This window comes from Klebsiella sp. A52 (genome assembly GCF_018388785.1).
In the GTDB taxonomy this organism is placed as follows: Bacteria; Pseudomonadota; Gammaproteobacteria; order Enterobacterales; family Enterobacteriaceae; genus Klebsiella; species Klebsiella aerogenes.
Map to the genome: position 1 here is coordinate 4,778,770 of NZ_CP074437.1, position 20,728 is coordinate 4,799,497.

Consider the following 20,728-nt stretch of genomic DNA (forward strand, 5'->3'; position numbering starts at 1 on the left):
AACCGCCGGTATTGGTGACCTCGAAATCCCCGGTGGCGCTACCGCTTACCGGGGCTACAACACTGTGCGGTTTGGTCGCCCCGGTAACGGACAGTTTCAGAAGCCATGGGTACAAGATAGAGACCTTAAGCTCACAATGGCACGGACCGTAGGCCGGATAAGGCGCAGCCGCCATCCGGCGCAAACAACACTGTGCGGTTTGGTCGCCCCGGTAACGGACAGTTTCAGAAGCCATGGGTACAAGATAGAGACCTTAAGCTTACAATGGCACGGACCGTAGGCCGGATAAGGCGCAGCCGCCATCCGGCGCAAACAACACTGTGCGGTTTGGTCGCCCCGGTAACGGACAGTTTCAGAAGCCATGGGTACAAGATAGAGACCTTAAGCTCACAATGGCAAGGACCGTAGGTCGGGTAAGGCGTTAGCCGCCACCCGACAAAAAACGGTACCTCGGATTACCCGGGTAAGGCGCAGCCGCTACCCGGGTAACGGAGAGGGATTACTCGATACCTTTACTGCGCAGGTAATCTTCGTAGTTGCCGCTGAAATCGATTACGCGTTCCGGAGTGATCTCCAGTACGCGAGTCGCCAGAGAACTCACGAACTCACGGTCGTGAGAAACGAAAATCAGGGTGCCCTGATACATCTCCAGCGCCATGTTCAGCGATTCGATCGATTCCATATCCAGGTGGTTAGTCGGTTCATCCATCACCAGGATGTTCGGTTTCTGCATCATCAGCTTACCGAACAGCATGCGACCTTTCTCGCCACCGGAGAGGACTTTCGCCGGCTTTTTGATATCGTCCTGGCTAAACAGCAGACGACCGAGGATACTGCGTACCGCCTGCTCGTCATCGCCTTCCTGTTTCCACTGGCTCATCCAGTCAAAGACCGTCAGGTCATTCTCGAAATCTTCGGCATGATCCTGCGCGTAGTAGCCGATACGGGCGTTTTCGGACCACTTAACGGTACCGTTGTCCGCTTCCAGTTCGCCAACCAGCGTTTTCAGCATCGTTGATTTACCGACGCCGTTGGTCCCCAGTACCGCCAGCTTTTCGCCGACTTCCAGCAGCAGATTAACCCCTTTGAACAGCGGGCCGTTATCAAAACCTTTCGCCAGCGCTTCCACTTCCAGCGCGTTACGGAACAGTTTCTTATCCTGTTCGAAGCGAATGAACGGGTTCTGACGGCTGGAGGCTTTCACTTCATCCAGCTTAATTTTATCAATCTGACGAGCGCGAGAGGTCGCCTGACGCGATTTTGAAGCGTTGGCGCTAAAGCGGCTAACAAAGGCCTGCAGGTCGGCAATTTGCGCTTTCTTCTTGGCGTTATCGGCCAGCAGACGCTCACGCGCCTGGGTCGCCGCAGTCATATATTCGTCATAGTTGCCCGGATACACGCGCAGTTCGCCGTAATCGAGATCCGCCATATGGGTGCAGACCATGTTCAGGAAGTGACGGTCGTGCGAAATGATGATCATGGTGCTGTCACGTTCGTTCAGCACCTGCTCCAGCCAGCGAATAGTATCGATGTCGAGGTTGTTCGTCGGTTCATCGAGCAGCAGGATATCCGGATTGGAGAACAGCGCCTGCGCCAGCAGGACACGCAATTTCCAGCCCGGCGCGACTTCGCTCATCGGGCCGTAATGTTGCTCCACCGGAATACCGACGCCGAGCAGCAGTTCGCCGGCGCGCGCTTCGGCGGAGTAACCGTCCATCTCGCCGTATTTTACTTCCAGGTCGGCCACTTTATAGCCGTCTTCCTCGCTCATTTCCGGCAGCGCGTAGATGCGATCGCGCTCTTGCTTCACTTCCCACAGCTCGCCGTGGCCCATGATAACCGTATCCAGCACGGTGAACTCTTCGAAGGCGAACTGATCCTGGCGCAGCTTACCGATGCGCTCGTTCGGGTCGAGAGACACGTTGCCCAGCGTCGGCTCAAGATCGCCGCCGAGGATCTTCATAAACGTGGATTTGCCGCTGCCGTTGGCGCCAATCAGGCCGTAGCGGTTGCCGCCGCCAAATTTGACGGAGATGTTTTCAAACAGCGGCTTACTGCCAAACTGCATGGTGACGTTGCTGGATACTAGCACGAGGATATCCTGAAAATAGAGAATTAGGGATGTGATGAACCAGACATTATGCCAGCAAATGGTTCACTTTTCACGGACTGCGGTAAAAAGCCCGCCAATAACTATGATATGGTCAGGGTTTTACCGCAAAATGACCGATTGCTAAGACATAATAATTATCCGCAATTCAGAGGGAATTTATGACCACCCGCACCAGCCATCCTGCATTTATCTCGCTTCAAGGCGGCATCAACTTTCGCGACCTCGGCGGTCAACGCGCGGCCGATGGCCGGCGCGTACGTTCTGGCAAACTGCTGCGCTCGGGTTCGCTGCACAACATGACGCCGGAGGATCTCAATCATCTCAGCGCTATTCCGCTGAGCCGGGTGCTGGATTATCGCGATCCGACAGAGGTCAATCGCAGCCCTGACCGGCTAAATAGCGAGGCCTTCTACCTCAACGCTCCGGCCAATCCGCTTTCCAGCAGCGTCAATGCGAAAGTCACCGAGTTTAACGCCGCGACCCTCAACACCATGGACGGCGAGCAGTTTATGCTACAGCTCTACCGTCAGTTGCCGTTTGATAACGCCGCCTATCGCCAGTTGACTCAGTGGTTGATGGAACCTTTCGACGGCGCGCTACTGCAGCACTGCGCGGTTGGTAAAGACCGTACCGGCGTCGGCTGCGCCCTAACGTTGTTCGCGCTCGGCTGCGATAGCAATACGGTCATGGAAGAGTATCTGCTGACCCAGGGGATGCTGGCGCAGGTCGAAGGATTCCTGCTCGACACCTTCGGCGAAGGCCTTAATGATAACGGACGTAAAAATCTCGCCGCCATCATGACCGTCCAGGAGTCGTATCTGGCGACCGCGTTGTCCAGCATTGAACAACGTTACGGTCATGTCGACCGCTGGCTGGAGCAGGAATATCGCCTGACGCCGCAGGCGCGCGAAGCGTTACAGTCGCGGCTGCTGGAAGATTAATCCGCGTTTCGATAACCAGACAATTCGCCGTGAAAGCGGCGCGTAGCGCACTACACTAGTAGCAACAGGAAAAAATTGTGATTTCGTACACATCTGATTTACCTGTTTATCGGAAAGCACATATAATGCGCTCCCATCTACTATCTGAATATCTAACAAGGCCCGTGTGGCGTTGACACCGCGCACGACATGAAGAATATGAAATTATCGACACTCTTAGCGGCAGCCTTCGCCATCGTGGGCTTTTGCAACACAGCTTCAGCTGTTACCTATCCTCTGCCGACCGACGGCAGCCGTCTGATTGGCCAGAACCAGGTCATTACTATTCCAGACGATAATAAACAGCCGTTGGAATATTTCGCTGCCAAATACCAAATGGGTCTGTCCAACATGCTGGAAGCGAACCCGGGCGTGGATACCTACCTGCCGAAAGGCGGCACCGTGCTGAATATTCCGCAACAGCTGATTCTGCCGGACACCGTGCATGAAGGTATCGTCATCAACAGCGCCGAGATGCGTCTGTACTACTACCCGAAAGGCACCAATACCGTGATCGTACTGCCGATCGGTATCGGCCAGTTGGGCAAAGATACGCCGATCAACTGGACGACCAAAGTTGAACGTAAGAAAGCGGGCCCGACCTGGACCCCGACGGCGAAAATGCACGCCGAATACGCCGCGGAAGGCAACCCGCTGCCGGCAGTCGTGCCAGCAGGCCCGGATAACCCGATGGGCCTGTACGCGCTGTATATCGGTCGTCTGTACGCTATCCACGGTACCAACGCCAACTTTGGTATCGGCCTGCGCGTGAGCCACGGCTGCGTGCGTCTGCGTAACGAAGACATCAAATTCCTGTTTGAGAACGTGCCGGTCGGCACCCGCGTGCAGTTTATCGATGAGCCGGTGAAAGCCACTACCGAACCGGATGGCAGCCGCTACGTCGAAGTACACAACCCGCTGTCGACCACCGAAGCGCAGTTCAAAGGCGGCGAAATCGTGCCTATCAGCCTGACTCAGGCCGTGCAGTCGGTGACCAGCCAGCCTGACGTTGACCAGAGCGTAATGGATCAGGCGATCCAGAACCGTTCAGGGATGCCGGTGCGCCTGAACTAATTTCAGCTAGCACATGAAAACGGCGGGCCAGGTGCCCGCCGTTTTTTTATCTGCTCGCAGCGCCAGCAGGGCAAATCTTCCCGCTAGCCGTTATTGACCAGAATGACCCCGCCATGATCGTAGCGGTAGTGGCAGTGCGCGTACTCCAGCGGCGTACCATCTTCCAGATAAATCACCTGCTCAACCTCCAGCACCGGATCGGTCGGCTCGCAGTTAAGATGTAATTTATCCAGATCATCCGGCTTCTTCGCCCGCACCACCCGATAAGACCCCATCAGCTTCAGCCCCAGCGTCTCCTGCACGTAACGAAACACCGAACTCTGCAGATGGCTTTTATTGAGCCCCGGCACCAGCGCCACCGGCATTACCGTAAGATCCAGCGAGACCGGCTCGCCGTTAAGCAACCGCAGGCGGACGAAGTCATACACCGGCGCATCGGCGTCGATCAGCAGCGAACTTTGCTCCTTCTCGCTGGGAAAACGCAGCTCAAAGCGCAGCACTTCGCTTTGCACCTCGCCAAGATGCTCCCAGGTTTTAGTGGCGCCAAAATAGTCGCTGCCGGGCAGTTCCCACTGCGATAGCTGGAGGAAATTTTTCCGTACAAAGGTACCCTGACCTTTGCGGGTGTAGATAAGACCCTCGACAATCAGCTGACGCATTGCCTGCTGGATGGTCATCCGGCTGGTATTGAACTCTGCCGCCAGCGCAAACTGGTCGGGTAACGGCGCGCTGGCAGGATACTGCTGGCTAATGATCCGCTTTTTTATTTCCCGCGCGATATTAAGATACTTCGCCGTCATTCTCCGATCCTTTAACATTTTGTGAATGGCTGGCGGGCGGCATACACCGCCCGCTCGCCGTTACATCTCTTCGCCATTACTGTGGATAACCCGCTTCAGCCACGCGTAGCTTTTCTTAGGTACCCGCTTGAGATCCTTAAGATCGTGGTTTTCACGATTGACGTACACCACGCCGTAGCGTTTACGCATGTCGCCCTGCGAGCTAAGGATATCGATTAATCCCCAGCCGAGATAGCCTATCACCTGCGCCCCGTCCTCAAACATTGCCGCTTTCATGGCGTTAATGTGGTCACGGTGGTAGGCAATGCGGTAATCATCGGCGACCTGATTTTCGCCGTCCCAGGATTCGATCACCCCAATCCCGTTTTCAATTGGGAAGACCGGCAGCCGCCAGTCGTTGTAATAGCGGGTAATGATCGTGCGGAATCCCAGCGGATCGATCTGCCAGTTCCATTCCGTCGCTTTCAGATACGAATTGTCCTGGTTGCCGAACAACATGTAGTTGTTCACCGCCGTACCCGGCGGAATCGCGTCGCTATTGAGCGTGCGGCTGGCGTAGTAGCTGAATGCCAGATAGTCGACCTTCACCGTCGCCATCAGCGCAATATCTTCAGGGCGATAGATATCGTCAAAGCCTTCGCGAGCGACAAAATGCATCACCTCCGGACTATAGCCCTCACCCGCGTAGGCGCGCAGCAGGTTCTGGTTTAAAAACTCGTCCAGTTGCTGGGCGCACAGAATATCGCGCGGCTTACAGGTCGCCGGATAGACCAGCGCATGGGCCAGCATTCCGCCCATCAGACACTGCGGTTTGGCCTGATGGAGATAGTCGGTGAGATGGACGTGGGCCATCATCACGTGGTGCTGGATCTGGTAAAGCTCGCGCAGCGTTTTATCGCCACGCAGATAGCCGGTGATCAGAAAAGCCTCCGGCGAATGGTAAAGATTCTGTTCGTTGAAGGTCAGCCAGTACTTCACCTTATCGCCGTAGCAGTCGATCATCTTCTGACCGTAGCGGATAAAGGCGTCCATTACCCGGCGGTCGGTAAAACCGTTGTAGCGCTCTGCAAGCGACAAGGGCATATCGAAGTGATAGAGGCAAATCATCGGTTCAATACCGCGGGCAATGAGCTCATCAATAAACTGATGGTAGAACGCAATCCCCTCTTCATTGAACTCGCCATCACCCTGCGGGCAGACGCGGCTCCAGGCTATCTGGAAACGATAGCAGTTCATGCCCAGATCCTGCATTAAATCGAAATCTTCGCGGAAGCGATGGTAAGAGTCGGTCGCCACCTTCCAGTCCGAGGCGAACTCCGACGGTTCACGGATATCGTACACCGACATCCCCTTCCCCCCCTCATTCCACGCCCCTTCGGTCTGCATGCTGGAGACCGAATTGCCCCATAAAAAATCGACCGGTAGTTTGTCTTTCATAGTTCGCCTCTGTATATGACTAGTCATTTAAAAGTTATGACTAGTCATATACAAAAAAACCACCGCCGAAGCAAAAGCAGGATCGTTTTCTGTGAGCCATACAAACAAAAAAGATCGCCGCAAGCGGCGATCTTTATAAGCACGGAAAAAACGGCGTTACTGCGCGTCAAGCTGCTTACGGCGATATTCCCCCTGGCGCTCCAGCATCCAACCCGGATACTCGCGCGGCAGCGCGCTGACCGCGTCAAGCTGGCGTAACTCATCTTCACTCAGGCGAATAGCGGTGGCCGCAATATTATCCTGCAACTGTTCGGCCCGTTTGGCGCCAATAATAACGCTGGTAACCGCCGGCTGATGCAGCAGCCACGCCAGCGCAATCTGCGCCACCGAGACCCCTTTCGCTTCGGCTATCACCTGCATGACGTCAATGCAGTCAAAGGCGCGATTTTTATTCACCGGCGGGAAGTCAAACTCCAGGCGACGACCGCCCGCTTCCGCCTGTCCATCGCGGCGATATTTACCGCTCAGCAGACCGCCCGCCAGCGGGCTCCAGACCATCAGGCCGAGACCTTCGCTTTGCATCATCGGCACCAGTTCGCGCTCCAGGTCACGCCCGGCAATCGTGTAGTAAGCCTGCAGAGAAGCAAAGCGCGAGAGCCCAAGGCGTTCCGCGATGCCCAGCGCTTTGGCGATTTGCCAGGCCGCCCAGTTAGAAACGCCGATGTAGCGCACGTGCCCCTGCTGCACCAGGGTATCCAGCGCCGACAGCGTCTCTTCGATAGGCGTCGCCGGATCGAAGCCGTGCAATTGGTAGAGATCGATATGATCGAGCTGCAGGCGGCGCAGGCTCTCTTTCACGCTGCCCATGATGTGATAGCGGGAGCTGCCGCGCGAGTTCACCCCGGCGGTGCCGGTTTCGCCGAACACTTTAGTCGCCACCACCACGTTTTCACGCGGTATCTTCAGGTTCTTTAACGCCTGGCCGGTGATCTCCTCCGAGCGTCCTTCTGAATAGACGTTGGCGGTATCGATGAAGTTGATGCCCGCATCCAGCGCGCTCCCCACCAGCTGTTCGGCTTCCGCCTGGCGCAACTGGCCGATTTTTCCCCACATCCCCTCTTCGCCGCCGAAGGTCATGGTGCCAAGGCACAGCTCAGAGACAAACAGGCCGGTATTTCCCAGTTTTTGATAACGCATAGCAGTGTCCTCATTCGGATGATTAACGTCAGCCAGATAGTTATAGCCCGAGCGTCGTCATCGCGAATGGGGTGTTCCTGCCCGTTTCTTGCCCAATCCTCTGAAAATCAGCGCCACAGCGCGAGCAAGGCGTAACCGGTGAGCGCCGCCCAGATCAGCAGCGGAATGGAATAAAGATGAAAGCGCCACCAGATCCGGCGGTCGCCGGCCATCCGCAGCGCAATCAGATTAGCCAGCGATCCGGGCAGCAGGCCAAAGCCGCCGACGTTCACCGCCCAGGCTAATAACATCGTTGGCGGCACGTAGTTGAGCAGCAAAATAGTCGACGGCACGTTGCTGATAAACTGCGACAGTCCGATTGCCGTCAGCCACAGCCCGCCGGGAGAGAGCTGGCCGACGCCGTTCAGCCACTGCTGCAGCACCGGCAGCTGCGTCAGCAGGTGAACGTCGATAAACATCGCCATAAACACCAGCAGCAGCGACCAATCGACGTTGATAATCACCGCTCGCGCCAGCAACAGGAATCCGACGGCAATGAGCGCCAGCCCCCACAGCTCCTGTTTCATCTCCAGCGCCGCCAGAAAGACAAGGTAGAAAGCAAGACAGCTCCACACCAGCTTCGGCCGCCACTCCGGCGCTTTGTCGCTACTTTGATAATTGAGCCGCGCGGCGGGGAAACAGCACCAGCATAGCACCAGCAGGGTAAGCATCATCGCCGCCGCCAGCGGCAGCATCTGGCCGATAAAAGCGAGGAAAGACAGCCCGGAGCGCCCCCACAGTAAGATATTCTGCGGATTGCCGATGGGTGTTAATAAAGAGCCGGCGTTAACCGCCAGCGCTTCAAAAATTATCAGCCGGTTGACCGGGATGGCGCACCATTTTTTTAGCGTCAAGGTGAGCGGAACGACAATGAACAGGGCGACGTCGTTGGTCAGAAAGGTGGAAAGTAGCGCGGCAGCCAGCACCATAAAGATGGCCAGCTGGCGTTCGGTGACGAAACGGCGCGCCATTTTGCGCCCCAGCACATCAAAATAGCCGCTCAGTTCAATCCCTTTGGTCAGCAGCATTAGCCCGCTGAGAGTAATAATAGTGTGCCAGTCGATAGCCTGTCCCCAGCGCTGAGGCGCGAAAGGAACGAACAGGCTGAGGATAACGGCGATAAGTAACAAAAGATGCAGGAAACGGTCACGGGCAAGCGACTGCACAAAAGGGAGATTCATTCTGCGTGTAATCTCTGGGTAAACAGCTTGAATTGCGCCAGCGTTTCTTCGCTAACGTGGTGTTCCATTCCTTCCGCATCGCGGCGGGCAATCTCCGGACTCACGCCAATCGCCAGCAGAAAGTTTTCCACAATCTGATGACGCTCTCGGCTTTCATGGGCCAGCTTCTCCCCCTCCGGGGTTAAGAAGATCCCGCGCCAGGGGATCTGTTCGATCAAGCCGACGCTCGCCAGACGTTTAAGCATTTTCGCCACCGTCGGCTGCGAAACGCCAAGACGCGCAGCCATATCCACCTGGCGCGCCTCGCCCACTTCGTTAATCAGATCGGAAATCAGCTCCACATAGTCATCAATCAGCTCGCGGCGATGCGCTTCGCGCACCTGACGGAACCCCTCTACGTGTTCTTCGACATTAACCAGCTGCGTCACTTTTTTAGTTATGGGCTTACCTGCGCGACGGTTCATTGTGCTTCCTCGTTGGTGTGACGCATCAAGCATCATATAAAAGGATCCACATTGTAATGGATTGCGCTCATAGCACAAAAAATTAACGTTTTAGCCATAGCTATAAAATATAGCCTGTGCTATATCTGTATGTAATGCAAACAGCCATCACGGATTTGACGGCGCGAAAAGGCAGGAGGAATAACCATGAACGAATTCAAGAGGTGCTTAAACGTGTTTAGCCATTCACCCTTCAAAGTACGCTTAATGCTGATCGGCATGCTGTGCGACATGATCAACGGCAAACCGCAGCAGGACAAACCTAAACATTAACGCGGCGTCGCGGTACGCCGCTTCATTTTTTTGTCATCTTTCCCCGCTAACCTATCTGGTTACCTCGTCTTTCAGCGCTTTTTTCAAGTTTTGTAAGCTTTCTCGCAAAACAATCTGTTATGAACAGTTGACCTTACCATTCGCAGGCCCTATCGTTTGTCAGCCCTGCCACTACTGCGGCTCGCAGAGACCCTCTTCACGCACTGTCCAGCAGGTTTTACCCCCTTGATGCCAGGGGACGAACATGGCGTCTTGTTGATTACGAATTATGAATGTCACTCTGAAAGAAACGCTGGCCGCCCGCAGACTGGCCCTGAACCCGTGGACAGGATTCTACTTTTTACAGTCGCTGTTGATTAATCTGGCGCTTGGGTATGAATTTAGCTTGCTCTATACCGTTGCGTTTACCTGCGTACTCCATCTGCTTTGGCGCACCTTCCCGCGCGTTCAAAAAGGGGTAGTTGGCCTCTATTCCCTGCTGGCCGCGATGTACTATCCCTTCGGCCAGGCTTACGGCGCGCCAAACTTCAATACGCTGCTGGCGCTGCACGCCACGAATGTTGAAGAGTCGACGGAAATTCTCACTATTTTCCCGTGGTACAACTATTTGCTGGCGGTATTCATCTTCGCTCTCGGCGTCATTGCCGTACGGCGCAAACCGCAGCCGCCCGCGCGCCTTGGCAAAGTGGAATATCTGGGACTGCTGTTTAGCATCGGCATCTTTTTCCTGCAGCCTGTGCAGAATCTGGCCTGGGGCGGCGTCTTTAAAGTCATTGATAGCGGTTATCCCGCCGTGCGCTTCGTAAAAGACGTGATCGTTAATAACAACGAAGTGCTGGATGAACAGGCGCGGATGGCGCAGTTGGCTAACATGAAAGATAGCTGGCACGTGCTGGCGGTGAAGCCGAAGTACCATCTTTATGTCGTGGTGATTGGCGAGAGCGCACGCCGCGATGCGCTTGGCGCTTTCGGTGGCCACTGGGACAACACGCCGTTCGCCAGCTCGGTCAACGGCTATCTGTTTAAAAACTACGTGGCCGCCAGCGGCTCCACGCAGAAATCGCTTGGCCTGACCCTCAACCGGGTGGTTGACGGTAAACCCCAGTATCAGGACAACTTCGTCACCCTCGCCAACCGCGCGGGCTTCCAGACCTGGTGGTTCTCCAATCAGGGACAAATTGGTGAATACGACACCGCTATCGCCAGCATCGCCAAACGTGCCGATGAGGTGCAGTTCCTGAAAAACGGTGATTTTGAAGCCAATAAAAATACTCAGGATGAGCAACTGCTGAAACTGACCGAGCAAGTCTTATCAGTCGAGCGCAGCCAGCCGCAGCTGATCGTATTGCATATCATGGGCTCGCACCCGCAGGCCTGCGATCGTACCAAAGGCAAATACACCACCTTTGTGCAGTCAAAGGAGACCTCATGCTATCTCTACAGCGTGACGCAAACCGACGCGCTGTTGGCGAAGCTCTACGGTCAGCTGCAGAATTCCGGCAGCACTTTCTCGCTCACCTATTTTTCCGATCACGGTCTGGCGTTTAAAGAGCGCGGTAAAGCGGTGCAATATCTCGCCCATGATGACAAATATCAGCAGAACTTCCAGGTGCCGTTTATGGTGCTCTCCAGCGACGATAAAGCGCATAAGATGATTAAAGCCCGCCGCTCGGCGAATGATTTTCTCAGCTTCTTCGCGCAGTGGACCGGGATCAGCGCGCAGGAAATTACCCCGCGCTATCGCTTTATCTCGGAACAGAAAGCCGGACCGGTGTATATCACCAATTTCCAGTTACAGAAGGTGGACTACAACCATCTGGGCAGCGACGAGTTTACCGTCAACTAAACGGTATTGCCGAATCACAGGCAAAAAAAATCCGCCCCTTGAGGCGGATTTTTTATATCACCGAAGTGATTAGAAGCGGTAACCTACACCGGCAATCCAGGTGCCGACGTCAACGTTACGAATACGAGACTGCTCGTAGGAGAAGTCCAGGGCAACGTTTTCGATCGGGTTGAACTGCATACCAGCGCCGTAAGAGAAACCGTAGTCGCTCATGTCGGATTTCTGGTTCGGGAAGTTGTTGTTCTGGAATTTACCGTAGCCAACACCGATTACGCCGTAGATGCTCGCCCAGTCGTTCAGACGGTAAGCCGGACCAGCGGTGATGCCGTAGTACTGACCTTTGTTGTAAGTACCGTTGCTGGTGTTGTCTTTTTCGGTGTAGGTGAAGGAACCGATAACGCCCAGCGGGTTGTTATCTTGCTCGTAACGGTACTTAAGGTTGAAACCGCCTGCTTTGTTGGCTTTACCCTGCATGTCGCTCTGAGCGTAACCACCGGTAACGGTAGAAGTTGCAGCGAAAGCAGTAGTACCTACGGATGCAGCCAGAACAACGGCCAGTGCTGAAAGACGTGCAATTTTATTCATAACCACCTCAAATGTGTTTCTAATAAGTCCTAAGTCTTAAATATATCAAAAACTTTTGGGAAACTCTTTTGACTTTACATTGTCTAACATACTTTTTCATGTAAGCAAAAGTTTCCACGATTTCGTAACAATCTGGAAATCAAACACTTTTCGCGCAAAAAGTGCTTAACGATTGCCAGCAGCAAACGCTGCGCATCCAGATTATTCTTAGCCGTGAAGGCATTCCCCTACGTATTTTACGCCATTGTACTGTTTTTCCACCCTCTTTTTTCAACAATCGCTAAACCGTTAAGCGGTTATTCCAGTACACTGGAACCTTTACCTCTTTTGACAAACCCTGACAGGAGAAAGGATGCCCGGCTCGTCCCGTAAAGTTCCGGCGTGGTTGCCGATACTGGTTATTTTGATCGCCATGGTCTCGATTCAGAGCGGCGCATCGCTGGCGAAATCGCTCTTCCCGTTGATTGGCGCACCGGGCGTCACCGCTTTGCGCCTGACGCTCGGCACTTTAATTTTAGTCGTTATTTTTAAGCCGTGGCGACTACGTTTTGCCCCGCAGCAGCGGCTGCCGCTGTTCTTTTACGGCGTGGCGCTAGGGGCGATGAACTATCTCTTCTATTTATCGCTGCAGCGGATCCCGCTCGGCGTCGCGGTCGCGCTGGAGTTCACCGGGCCGCTGGCGGTGGCGCTCTTCGGTTCACGCCGCCCGCTTGATTTCGTCTGGGTGGCGCTGGCGGTGCTCGGGCTGTGGTTCCTGCTGCCGCTTGGGCAAAACGTAGGGGAAGTGGATTTAGTCGGCGCGCTGTTCGCGCTCGGCGCCGGCGCATTCTGGGCGGTCTATATTCTTACCGGCCAGCGCGCGGGTGAAGAACACGGCCCGGCGACGGTGGCCATGGGCTCGCTCATCGCGGCGGTGATTTTTGTTCCCATCGGTATCGTCCAGGCCAGCGATACGCTGCTGCAATGGTCGCTGCTGCCGCTGGGGCTTGGCATCGCCATTCTCTCCACCGCCCTGCCCTACTCGCTGGAAATGATCGCCCTGACGCGGATGCCCACCCGCACTTTCGGCACGCTGATGAGCATGGAGCCGGCGCTGGCGGCGCTGTCGGGAATGGTGTTCCTCGGCGAGACGCTGACCCTGACGCAAACTCTGGCGTTAGGGGCGATTATCATCGCCTCAATGGGTTCGACGCTGACCATGCAGCGGCAAAGCAAAATCGAGAAAGTCGATATAAATTAAGATTTTGTTACCGCACTGGCTCGCGTTCATAGCGAGCCAGCTATTTACTTTTAATTATCTGATTTTATAAATCTTTTTAAATAGCCAACAACTCTGCGCTATCGGACTGATATGGACAGCCGATGCCTCATATCCAATATCCCTTGCTATAATTAGTCCCGAAGTCATTTGGGACAAACGCTCTACATAATTCAAATTTGAAGTATGACGAGTATCAATATCAAGAGGATATGAAACTATGAGTACCGCAAAACTGGTTAAAACTAAAGCGTCTAACCTGCTCTATACCCGTAACGATGTCGCAGACAACGAGAAGAAAGCTACCGTTGAGCTGCTGAATCGCCAGGTGATCCAGTTCATCGACCTGTCGCTGATTACCAAGCAGGCCCACTGGAATATGCGCGGTGCCAACTTTATTGCCGTTCATGAAATGCTGGATGGTTTCCGCACTGCGCTCACCGATCACCTTGATACGATGGCTGAACGTGCCGTTCAACTGGGCGGCGTCGCTCTGGGCACCACTCAGGTCATCAACAGCAAAAGCCCGCTGAAAAGCTACCCGCTGGATATTCACACCGTTCAGGAACATCTGAAAGAACTGGCCGACCGTTATGCCATCGTGGCCAATGATGTGCGTAAAGCGATCAGCGAAGCGAAGGATGAAGACACCGCCGATATCTTTACCGCGGCTTCCCGTGACCTGGATAAATTCCTGTGGTTCATCGAAGCGAATATCGAATAAATGTCCGCAGCCGTCAGCGCCCGCTGGCGGCATTTTTCATTTCTCCCACTCTTCCCCCCGTAATCGCTTAGCTCGCCCTCTTTTGGTGCAGGCGCTTGTACACAATACGTACTAAAGTAAAACAATTGTAATAATCACCTCACACAATCGTTACAGCAAGATTGTTTTCCCATCAGGGTTTGCGTTAAAAATGCTCTGGTTATTCGCTACGTTTATATTGCACCAAAATGACGCCCTGTTACGGTGCATTTGCTTTATCGGATAACCGAAATTGTGCAAACGATATGAAAGCTCCTGTTGAAAAACAATGGCTTGTAAAACTGGCACGATTTTTTCATTAGGCTACACGTTCTCGCAGGGGCTCGTCCCGTGGATAAAAAAGGAAATACTATGAAGTCTGTATTAAAAGTGTCACTGGCTGCACTGACCCTGGCTTTTGCGGTTTCGTCTCACGCCGCAGATAAAAAACTGGTAGTCGCCACCGATACGGCGTTTGTTCCGTTTGAATTTAAGCAAGGTGATAAATACGTCGGCTTCGATATTGACCTGTGGGCCGCGGTCGCCAAAGAGCTGAAACTGGACTACACCCTGAAACCAATGGACTTCAGCGGCATCATTCCCGCGCTGCAGACCAAAAACATCGATCTGGCGCTGGCGGGGATCACCATCACCGACGAGCGTAAAAAAGCAATCGACTTCTCCGACGGCTACTACAAAAGCGGCCTGCTGGTGATGGTGAACGCGAAAAACAATGACATCAAAGACGTGAAAGATCTGAACGGCAAAGTGGTCGCCGTGAAGAGCGGCACCGGCTCCGTTGATTATGCGAAAGCCAACATCAAAACCAAAGATCTGCGCCAGTTCCCGAACATTGATAACGCCTATATGGAGCTGGGCACCGGCCGCGCTGACGCGGTACTGCACGACACGCCAAACATCCTGTACTTCATTAAAACCGCCGGTCAGGGCAAGTTCAAAGCGGTAGGCGAATCGCTGGAAGCGCAAAGCTACGGTATCGCCTTCCCGAAAGGCAGCGACGAACTGCGCGAAAAAGTGAACGGCGCGCTGAAAACGCTGCGTGAAAACGGCACCTACAACGAAATTTACAAAAAATGGTTCGGTACTGAACCAAAATAATAATTAGGCCTACTTCTCGCGGCCAATCCGCCGCGGGCTCCACGGCGCCAGGGTTTCATTCCCCGGCGCCGTATTCGCAGAGGCTTTCTCTGCTTTCGACACGGTAACAGTAACAGGAACACATTATGCAGTTTGACTGGAGTGCCATCTGGCCCGCCATTCCTATTTTGCTGGAAGGCGCCAAAATGACGCTGTGGATTTCGGTCCTCGGCCTGGTTGGCGGCCTTATCATCGGTCTGGTGGCCGGTTTCGCCCGCTGTTTCGGCGGCTGGATAGCCAACCACGTCGCGCTGGTATTTATTGAAATCATCCGCGGCACGCCAATTGTGGTGCAGGTGATGTTCATCTACTTCGCGCTACCGATGGCGTTTAGCGACTTACGCATCGACCCATTCACCGCCGCGGTGGTGACCATCATGATCAACTCCGGCGCCTATATCGCGGAAATCACCCGCGGCGCGGTGCTGTCCATCCACAAAGGCTTCCGCGAAGCGGGTCTGGCGCTGGGGCTCTCCCGTCGCGAAACTATCCGCCACGTGATCCTGCCGCTGGCGCTGCGTCGTATGCTGCCGCCGCTCGGTAACCAATGGATTATCAGTATCAAAGATACGTCGCTGTTCATCGTTATCGGCGTCGCCGAACTGACCCGTCAGGGCCAGGAAATTATTGCCGGCAACTTCCGCGCGCTGGAAATCTGGAGCGCCGTCGCCGTCATTTATCTGATCATCACCCTGGTGTTGAGCTTCATTCTGCGTCGTCTTGAAAGAAGGATGAAAATCCTGTGATTGAATTTAAAAACGTTTCCAAACACTTTGGCCCGACTAAAGTGCTGCACGATATCGATCTGAAGATCGACAAAGGTGAAGTGGTCGTGATCATCGGGCCGTCCGGATCCGGTAAATCCACGCTGCTACGCTGCATCAACAAACTGGAAGAGATCACCAGCGGCGATCTTATCGTCGATGGCCTGAAGGTGAACGACCCGAAAGTTGACGAGCGCTTAATTCGCCAGGAAGCCGGAATGGTATTCCAGCAGTTCTATCTGTTCCCGCACCTGACGGCGCTGGAGAACGTGATGTTCGGCCCGCAGCGCGTGCGCGGCGCGTCGAAGGCGGCGGCGGAAACGCTGGCGAAAGAGCTGCTGGCGAAGGTGGGTCTCGCGGAACGCGCGCACCACTATCCATCCGAACTTTCCGGCGGTCAGCAGCAGCGCGTCGCCATTGCCCGCGCGCTGGCGGTGAAACCGAAAATGATGCTGTTTGATGAACCGACGTCGGCGCTTGACCCGGAACTACGCCATGAAGTGCTGAAAGTCATGCAGGACCTGGCCGAAGAAGGCATGACGATGGTCATCGTAACCCACGAAATCGGCTTTGCTGAAAAAGTGGCGTCGCGGCTGATCTTCATCGATAAAGGCCGCATCGCCGAAGACGGCGACCCGCAGGTTCTGGTTAAGAACCCGCCAAGCCCGCGTCTGCGCGAGTTTTTACAGCACGTAGCCTGATGCGCCCGGCTCTCCCCGGCAAGGGGAGAGCCGCTTTCCAGATTCATCCCAACGCTCCTCCTCGTCTGACCCCTTCTATACTTAGCAGTTTGAGATGCAATGGAGGCGCCCATGCCGTGGATCCTACTGTTACTCGCTGCGCTGTGGATTTCTCCGCTGTCGGCGGCGTCATTGCCCGGCATACCGGCGGCGACAACCGACAAAAGCACAGCCAGCGAGCCTGACCTCGAACAGAAAAAAGCCGCCTGGGCGGCATTAGCTGACGTGCTGGATAATCCGCAGTCGCGGCAGGAGTTAATCGATGAGCTGCGTAAAGCCGCCGCCACCCAGCCGCCTGCCGCCGCCCCCACGCTGACCCCGCCAGAAGTTAAAGACGAGCAAACCGTTCTGGAAAGCGTGACGGAAGTAAGTCGTCAGTATAGCGAGCGCCTGTCGTCGCGGTTTTCTCAGCTATGGCGCAATATCACCGGCTCACCCCATAAGCCTTTCCATGCCGATGCGTTTCGCAATGCCGCTGGCGACTTCCTGCTGCTGTCCGGGCTGGTATTTGCCTTCTGGTGGTTAGTACGCCTGGCGGCGCTGCCGCTGTATCGCAAAATGGGCCATTGGGGAAGGCACAAAAACAGTGAGCGCAATAACTGGCTGCAGTTACCGGCCACCATTGCTGGCGCTTTCATCATCGACCTGCTGCTGCTGGCGCTAACGCTGTTTATCGGGCAGCTGTTAAGCGATCGTTTAAACGGCGGCAACCGAACCATTGCTTTTCAACAAAGCCTGTTTCTTAACGCCTTCGCGCTGATCGAGTTTTTTAAAGCCATCCTGCGAGTGATTTTTTGCCCGCGAATCGCCGATTTACGCCCCTTCAATATCAGCAACGAACACGCAACGTACTGGAACTTACGCCTCAGCGCCTTGAGTAGCCTGATTGGTTACGGGCTGATCGTAGCGGTGCCGATTATCTCCAATCAGGTTAACGTGCAGATTGGCGCGCTGGCCAACGTCATCATAATGTTGTGCATTACGGTGTGGGCGCTGTATCTGATTTTCCACAACAAAAGCGCCATCACTCAGGGGCTTATCCATCTTGCCGACCGCTCGCTGCCCTTCTTCAGCCTGTTTATTCGCGCTTTTGCGCTGGTCTGGCACTGGCTGGCCTGCGCTTACTTTATCGTGCTGTTCTTCTTTTCGCTCTTTGACCCCGGCAACAGCCTCAAATTTATGATGGGCGCGACGCTACGTAGCCTGGCTATTGTCGGCGCCGCGGCGCTGGTATCCGGTATTTTGTCACGCTGGATAGCTAAAACCATCACCCTGTCGCCAGAAACGCAACGCCACTACCCGGAGCTGCAAAAGCGGCTCAACGGCTGGATCTCCGCCTCGCTGAAAGCCGCGCGGATCCTCACAGTATGCGTGGCGGTGATGCTGTTGCTGAGCGCCTGGGGACTGTTTGATTTTCAGCAATGGCTTCACAATGATGCCGGGCAGAAAACGGTGGATGTCCTGATTCGTATCGCGCTGATCCTGTTCTTCTCCGCCGTCGGCTGGACCCTGCTGGCAAGCCTGATTGAGAACCGCCTGTCATCGGACATTCATGGACGCCCGCTGCCCAGCGCTCGCGCCAGAACGCTGCTGACGCTGTTTCGCAACGCGCTGGCGGTGGTCATTACCACTATTACGATAATGATCTTATTGTCGGAAGTGGGGGTGAACATCGCGCCGCTGCTGGCGGGCGCCGGGGCATTAGGATTGGCCATCTCTTTCGGCGCCCAAACGCTGGTCAAAGATATTATTACCGGCATCTTTATCCAGTTTGAAAACGGGATGAACACCGGCGATCTGGTGACCATCGGGCCATTAACCGGCACGGTGGAACGGATGTCGATCCGCTCGGTGGGCGTGCGCCAGGATACCGGGGCGTACCATATTATTCCCTGGTCTTCGATAACCACCTTCGCCAACTTTGTGCGCGGGATCGGTTCGGTGGTCGCCAACTATGATGTCGACAGGCAGGAGGATTTGGATAAAGCCAATCAGGCGCTGAAGGCGGCGGTCGACGATCTGATGGCGCAGGAGGAGATCCGCGGGCTGATTATTGGCGAACCGTCGTTCGCCGGGCTGGTAGGACTAAGCAATACCGCGTTTACGTTACGCGTCAGCTTTACGACGCTGCCGCTGAAGCAGTGGGCGGTACGCTTTGCCCTCGATACCCAGGTGAAGCAGCATTTCGATCGCGCCGGCGTGCGTGCGCCGGTACAAACCTGGCAGGTATTGCCGCCGCCGGGCAACGCAAACCCGGCGGCAGAGACTTAAAATGGACGGCGGCGCTTTGCGTCGTCCATAAAGCTCCAGGCGATAAAGCGGCTCTGTTTCTGCCCCTGCGCCATCTCTTTTTTCACCACTTTCACCGCGCCGACTTCGGTCAGCAGGCGATACAGCGGCGGCAGATTGTCGCCGCGGGAGACCAGCGAGGTAAACCATTTAACCTGGCGGCCGAACTGCTGGCTTTCGCGGATCATTTGCGAAATAAAGGCCACTTCGCCGCCTTCACACCACAGTTCCTGCTGCTGGCCGCCGAAGTTCAGTACGCTGTCTTCACCGAGCCCCAGATTACGGCGTTTACGCTCGCCGCCGGCACGCGCGCTGGCGGCGGAATCGTGGAACGGCGGGTTGCAGAGAGTCGCATCATAGGTTTCATTCTTATGAATGATCCCGGTAAAGATTGCCTGGCCCTCTTTCTGGCGACGCAGACGAATTTGCCGCGTCAGCCCTGGGTTGCCGTTAATAATCGCCTGGGCGCTGGCAAAGGCTTGCGGGTTGACTTCGCTACCGGTGAAGCGCCAGCCGTATTCATGCGCGCCAATCAGCGGATAGATGCAGTTCGCGCCGGTACCGATATCGAGAATGGTGGCATTTTTCGGGATCTCGCCGCTATCCTGCGCCAGCAGGTCGGCCAGATGGTGGATGTAGTCCGCGCGTCCCGGCACCGGCGGGCACAAGAAGCCGTCAGGAATATCCCAGTGTTTTACCGCGTAAAAGTGCGCCAGCAGCGCCTTATTCAGCGCCTTCACCGCCAGTGGGTTTGCAAAATCAATGGTTTGCTCACCGACCGGATTCAGGGTGATGTAGCTTTGCAGCTCGGGATGAGTCTGGCACAGCGCTGGCAAATCATAGCGTTGGTGATGACGGTTACGCGGGTGCAACCCCGGTTTTTCGGCTTTCATGGCAATCTCCTTTCAACAGCCGCGTAAGATACCCGTTGACGGCGGCGCGGTAAATAAGGGAGTCTGGATATCTTCTTATTTCGTTTTCTGGTGCTCTATGTACTTCTATCAACCTGCCGAAGGCCACGGCCTGCCGCACGACCCGCTGAATGCTATCGTCGGGCCGCGCCCCATCGGCTGGATCGCATCGCTCGATAACGCAGGGCAACGCAATCTCGCCCCCTACAGCTTCTTCAACTGCTTTAACTATCGGCCACCGATCATCGGTTTCGCCAGCGGCGGCTGGAAAGACAGCGTGCAGAACATTGTTGAAACAAAAGAGTTTGTCTGGAATCTGGCTACCCGGCCACTCGCCGAAGCGATGAATGAAACCTCCGCCTCTATTCCGCGTCATGAAGATGAATTCCTGCGCGCGGGATTGACCGCCGCGCCGAGCCGGATCGTCCGCGCTCCGCGCGTGGCGGAAAGCCCGGTCCACTTCGAATGCCGCCTGACGCAATGTATTCAGTTGACGCGCGCCAGCGGCGAAGCCATTGATAGCTGGCTGGTGCTCGGCGAAGTGGTCGCCGTACATATTGATGAGTCGCTGCTGGAAGACGGGATCTATCAAACCGCGAAAGCGCAGCCGATTTTACGCGCCGGCGGGCCGACGGCCTACTACAGCATTGATGAAAGCCAGCGCTTCGATATGATCCGCCCGGACGCTCGTTAACTTTCACGTAATAAGGCTAACGCATGTCGCAGCGGGCGAATGCCCGGGCGGCATTAAGCGCGTAAAGTGGTTGTTTGCCCACTCTTATTTATCCGGTGGTTCTGCGCATCACGACCTAAACTTATGGTATGTCCCATGCTGTTA

Annotated in this window: 19 protein-coding genes; 11 read left to right on the forward strand and 8 right to left on the reverse strand. The window is 55.1% G+C overall.

The window, feature by feature from the left end; genetic code table 11:
• Nucleotides 1–499 precede the first annotated feature (499 nt).
• Nucleotides 500–2,092, reverse strand: a complete 1,593-nt coding sequence (locus tag KGA69_RS22595; RefSeq protein WP_015367567.1) for an ABC-F family ATPase — start codon at nucleotides 2,090–2,092, stop codon at nucleotides 500–502.
• A 179-nt stretch (nucleotides 2,093–2,271) separates the two neighbouring features.
• On the opposite strand from KGA69_RS22595, the gene KGA69_RS22600 reads away from it, so the two are divergent.
• On the forward strand, nucleotides 2,272–3,054 hold the full coding sequence (locus KGA69_RS22600) for a tyrosine-protein phosphatase (RefSeq protein ID WP_047049100.1): 783 nt from the start codon (nucleotides 2,272–2,274) through the stop codon (nucleotides 3,052–3,054).
• A 198-nt stretch (nucleotides 3,055–3,252) separates the two neighbouring features.
• Entirely contained in the window at nucleotides 3,253–4,167 is a 915-nt protein-coding gene (ldtB, locus tag KGA69_RS22605; protein ID WP_015367569.1) for a L,D-transpeptidase, read from the forward strand.
• An 83-nt stretch (nucleotides 4,168–4,250) separates the two neighbouring features.
• Here ldtB and KGA69_RS22610 read toward each other — a convergent pair whose 3' ends face one another.
• The 5 genes from KGA69_RS22610 to mntR all read right to left on the reverse strand — a co-directional run bounded on the left by KGA69_RS22610 (nucleotide 4,251) and on the right by mntR (nucleotide 9,285).
• Nucleotides 4,251–4,967 carry a GntR family transcriptional regulator gene (locus KGA69_RS22610; protein WP_045395027.1) on the reverse strand — a complete coding sequence of 239 codons (717 nt, stop codon included), beginning with the start codon at nucleotides 4,965–4,967 and terminating at the stop codon, nucleotides 4,251–4,253.
• A 60-nt stretch (nucleotides 4,968–5,027) separates the two neighbouring features.
• Nucleotides 5,028–6,404, reverse strand: coding sequence for a glycoside hydrolase family 1 protein (locus KGA69_RS22615; protein ID WP_213292681.1), 1,377 nt, complete (start codon nucleotides 6,402–6,404; stop codon nucleotides 5,028–5,030).
• A gap of 156 nt (nucleotides 6,405–6,560) precedes the next feature.
• Entirely contained in the window at nucleotides 6,561–7,601 is a 1,041-nt protein-coding gene (locus KGA69_RS22620; protein WP_213292682.1) for an aldo/keto reductase, read from the reverse strand.
• A 107-nt stretch (nucleotides 7,602–7,708) separates the two neighbouring features.
• The gene (locus KGA69_RS22625; RefSeq protein ID WP_045395033.1) at nucleotides 7,709–8,821 is read right to left on the reverse strand and encodes an anion transporter; all 1,113 of its coding nucleotides are present in this window, start codon (nucleotides 8,819–8,821) and stop codon (nucleotides 7,709–7,711) included.
• Nucleotides 8,818–9,285: a manganese-binding transcriptional regulator MntR gene (gene mntR, locus KGA69_RS22630; RefSeq protein ID WP_015367574.1), complete on the reverse strand. Its 468-nt coding sequence runs from the start codon at nucleotides 9,283–9,285 to the stop codon at nucleotides 8,818–8,820. The genes KGA69_RS22625 and mntR overlap by 4 nt, the downstream gene beginning before the upstream one ends.
• A 186-nt stretch (nucleotides 9,286–9,471) precedes the next feature.
• Between mntR and mntS the strand changes: the two genes are divergently transcribed.
• Together mntS and KGA69_RS22640 are read left to right on the forward strand one after the other, a co-directional pair.
• On the forward strand, nucleotides 9,472–9,597 hold the full coding sequence (mntS, locus tag KGA69_RS22635) for a manganase accumulation protein MntS (RefSeq protein WP_045395034.1): 126 nt from the start codon (nucleotides 9,472–9,474) through the stop codon (nucleotides 9,595–9,597).
• Nucleotides 9,598–9,865: 268 nt separating this feature from the next.
• On the forward strand, nucleotides 9,866–11,443 hold the full coding sequence (locus KGA69_RS22640; RefSeq protein WP_047050343.1) for a phosphoethanolamine transferase: 1,578 nt from the start codon (nucleotides 9,866–9,868) through the stop codon (nucleotides 11,441–11,443).
• 69 nt (nucleotides 11,444–11,512) lie between these two features.
• Here KGA69_RS22640 and ompX read toward each other — a convergent pair whose 3' ends face one another.
• Nucleotides 11,513–12,028, reverse strand: a complete 516-nt coding sequence (ompX, locus tag KGA69_RS22645) for an outer membrane protein OmpX (protein ID WP_015367577.1) — start codon at nucleotides 12,026–12,028, stop codon at nucleotides 11,513–11,515.
• A 352-nt stretch (nucleotides 12,029–12,380) separates the two neighbouring features.
• Here ompX and rhtA point away from each other — a divergent pair, with 352 nt between their 5' ends.
• From rhtA to ybiO, 6 genes are all read left to right on the forward strand, one after another.
• Nucleotides 12,381–13,268 (forward strand): threonine/homoserine exporter RhtA, encoded by an 888-nt coding sequence (gene rhtA / locus KGA69_RS22650; RefSeq protein ID WP_045364611.1) that lies wholly within the window; start codon nucleotides 12,381–12,383, stop codon nucleotides 13,266–13,268.
• 238 nt (nucleotides 13,269–13,506) lie between these two features.
• Nucleotides 13,507–14,010 carry a DNA starvation/stationary phase protection protein Dps gene (gene dps, locus KGA69_RS22655; protein WP_015367579.1) on the forward strand — a complete coding sequence of 168 codons (504 nt, stop codon included), beginning with the start codon at nucleotides 13,507–13,509 and terminating at the stop codon, nucleotides 14,008–14,010.
• A 390-nt stretch (nucleotides 14,011–14,400) separates the two neighbouring features.
• Nucleotides 14,401–15,147 carry a glutamine ABC transporter substrate-binding protein GlnH gene (gene glnH / locus KGA69_RS22660; RefSeq protein WP_015367580.1) on the forward strand — a complete coding sequence of 249 codons (747 nt, stop codon included), beginning with the start codon at nucleotides 14,401–14,403 and terminating at the stop codon, nucleotides 15,145–15,147.
• A gap of 125 nt (nucleotides 15,148–15,272) precedes the next feature.
• Nucleotides 15,273–15,932, forward strand: a complete 660-nt coding sequence (glnP, locus tag KGA69_RS22665; RefSeq protein WP_045364618.1) for a glutamine ABC transporter permease GlnP — start codon at nucleotides 15,273–15,275, stop codon at nucleotides 15,930–15,932.
• Nucleotides 15,929–16,651 carry a glutamine ABC transporter ATP-binding protein GlnQ gene (gene glnQ / locus KGA69_RS22670; RefSeq protein WP_045395036.1) on the forward strand — a complete coding sequence of 241 codons (723 nt, stop codon included), beginning with the start codon at nucleotides 15,929–15,931 and terminating at the stop codon, nucleotides 16,649–16,651. The genes glnP and glnQ overlap by 4 nt, the downstream gene beginning before the upstream one ends.
• 111 nt (nucleotides 16,652–16,762) lie before the next feature.
• Nucleotides 16,763–18,961: a mechanosensitive channel protein gene (gene ybiO / locus KGA69_RS22675; protein ID WP_045395037.1), complete on the forward strand. Its 2,199-nt coding sequence runs from the start codon at nucleotides 16,763–16,765 to the stop codon at nucleotides 18,959–18,961.
• On the opposite strand, the gene rlmF is transcribed toward ybiO, so the two are convergent.
• Nucleotides 18,958–19,872, reverse strand: a complete 915-nt coding sequence (gene rlmF, locus KGA69_RS22680; RefSeq protein ID WP_045360006.1) for a 23S rRNA (adenine(1618)-N(6))-methyltransferase RlmF — start codon at nucleotides 19,870–19,872, stop codon at nucleotides 18,958–18,960. The genes ybiO and rlmF overlap by 4 nt on opposite strands.
• 97 nt (nucleotides 19,873–19,969) lie before the next feature.
• On the opposite strand from rlmF, the gene KGA69_RS22685 reads away from it, so the two are divergent.
• Entirely contained in the window at nucleotides 19,970–20,584 is a 615-nt protein-coding gene (locus KGA69_RS22685; protein ID WP_087860024.1) for a flavin reductase family protein, read from the forward strand.
• The last annotated feature ends 144 nt before the right edge of the window (nucleotides 20,585–20,728 follow it).

What these genes read in the sequence shown, in the direction of transcription:
- KGA69_RS22600 (WP_047049100.1), top strand. Translation starts at nt 2,272, where the DNA reads ATGACCACCCGCACCAGCCATCCTGCATTTATCTCGCTTCAAGGCGGC.
- ldtB (WP_015367569.1), top strand. Translation starts at nt 3,253, where the DNA reads ATGAAATTATCGACACTCTTAGCGGCAGCCTTCGCCATCGTGGGCTTT.
- KGA69_RS22610 (WP_045395027.1), bottom strand. Translation starts at nt 4,967, where the DNA reads ATGACGGCGAAGTATCTTAATATCGCGCGGGAAATAAAAAAGCGGATC.
- KGA69_RS22615 (WP_213292681.1), bottom strand. Translation starts at nt 6,404, where the DNA reads ATGAAAGACAAACTACCGGTCGATTTTTTATGGGGCAATTCGGTCTCC.
- KGA69_RS22620 (WP_213292682.1), bottom strand. Translation starts at nt 7,601, where the DNA reads ATGCGTTATCAAAAACTGGGAAATACCGGCCTGTTTGTCTCTGAGCTG.
- KGA69_RS22625 (WP_045395033.1), bottom strand. Translation starts at nt 8,821, where the DNA reads ATGAATCTCCCTTTTGTGCAGTCGCTTGCCCGTGACCGTTTCCTGCAT.
- mntR (WP_015367574.1), bottom strand. Translation starts at nt 9,285, where the DNA reads ATGAACCGTCGCGCAGGTAAGCCCATAACTAAAAAAGTGACGCAGCTG.
- mntS (WP_045395034.1), top strand. Translation starts at nt 9,472, where the DNA reads ATGAACGAATTCAAGAGGTGCTTAAACGTGTTTAGCCATTCACCCTTC.
- KGA69_RS22640 (WP_047050343.1), top strand. Translation starts at nt 9,866, where the DNA reads ATGAATGTCACTCTGAAAGAAACGCTGGCCGCCCGCAGACTGGCCCTG.
- ompX (WP_015367577.1), bottom strand. Translation starts at nt 12,028, where the DNA reads ATGAATAAAATTGCACGTCTTTCAGCACTGGCCGTTGTTCTGGCTGCA.
- rhtA (WP_045364611.1), top strand. Translation starts at nt 12,381, where the DNA reads ATGCCCGGCTCGTCCCGTAAAGTTCCGGCGTGGTTGCCGATACTGGTT.
- dps (WP_015367579.1), top strand. Translation starts at nt 13,507, where the DNA reads ATGAGTACCGCAAAACTGGTTAAAACTAAAGCGTCTAACCTGCTCTAT.
- glnH (WP_015367580.1), top strand. Translation starts at nt 14,401, where the DNA reads ATGAAGTCTGTATTAAAAGTGTCACTGGCTGCACTGACCCTGGCTTTT.
- glnP (WP_045364618.1), top strand. Translation starts at nt 15,273, where the DNA reads ATGCAGTTTGACTGGAGTGCCATCTGGCCCGCCATTCCTATTTTGCTG.
- ybiO (WP_045395037.1), top strand. Translation starts at nt 16,763, where the DNA reads ATGCCGTGGATCCTACTGTTACTCGCTGCGCTGTGGATTTCTCCGCTG.
- rlmF (WP_045360006.1), bottom strand. Translation starts at nt 19,872, where the DNA reads ATGAAAGCCGAAAAACCGGGGTTGCACCCGCGTAACCGTCATCACCAA.
- KGA69_RS22685 (WP_087860024.1), top strand. Translation starts at nt 19,970, where the DNA reads ATGTACTTCTATCAACCTGCCGAAGGCCACGGCCTGCCGCACGACCCG.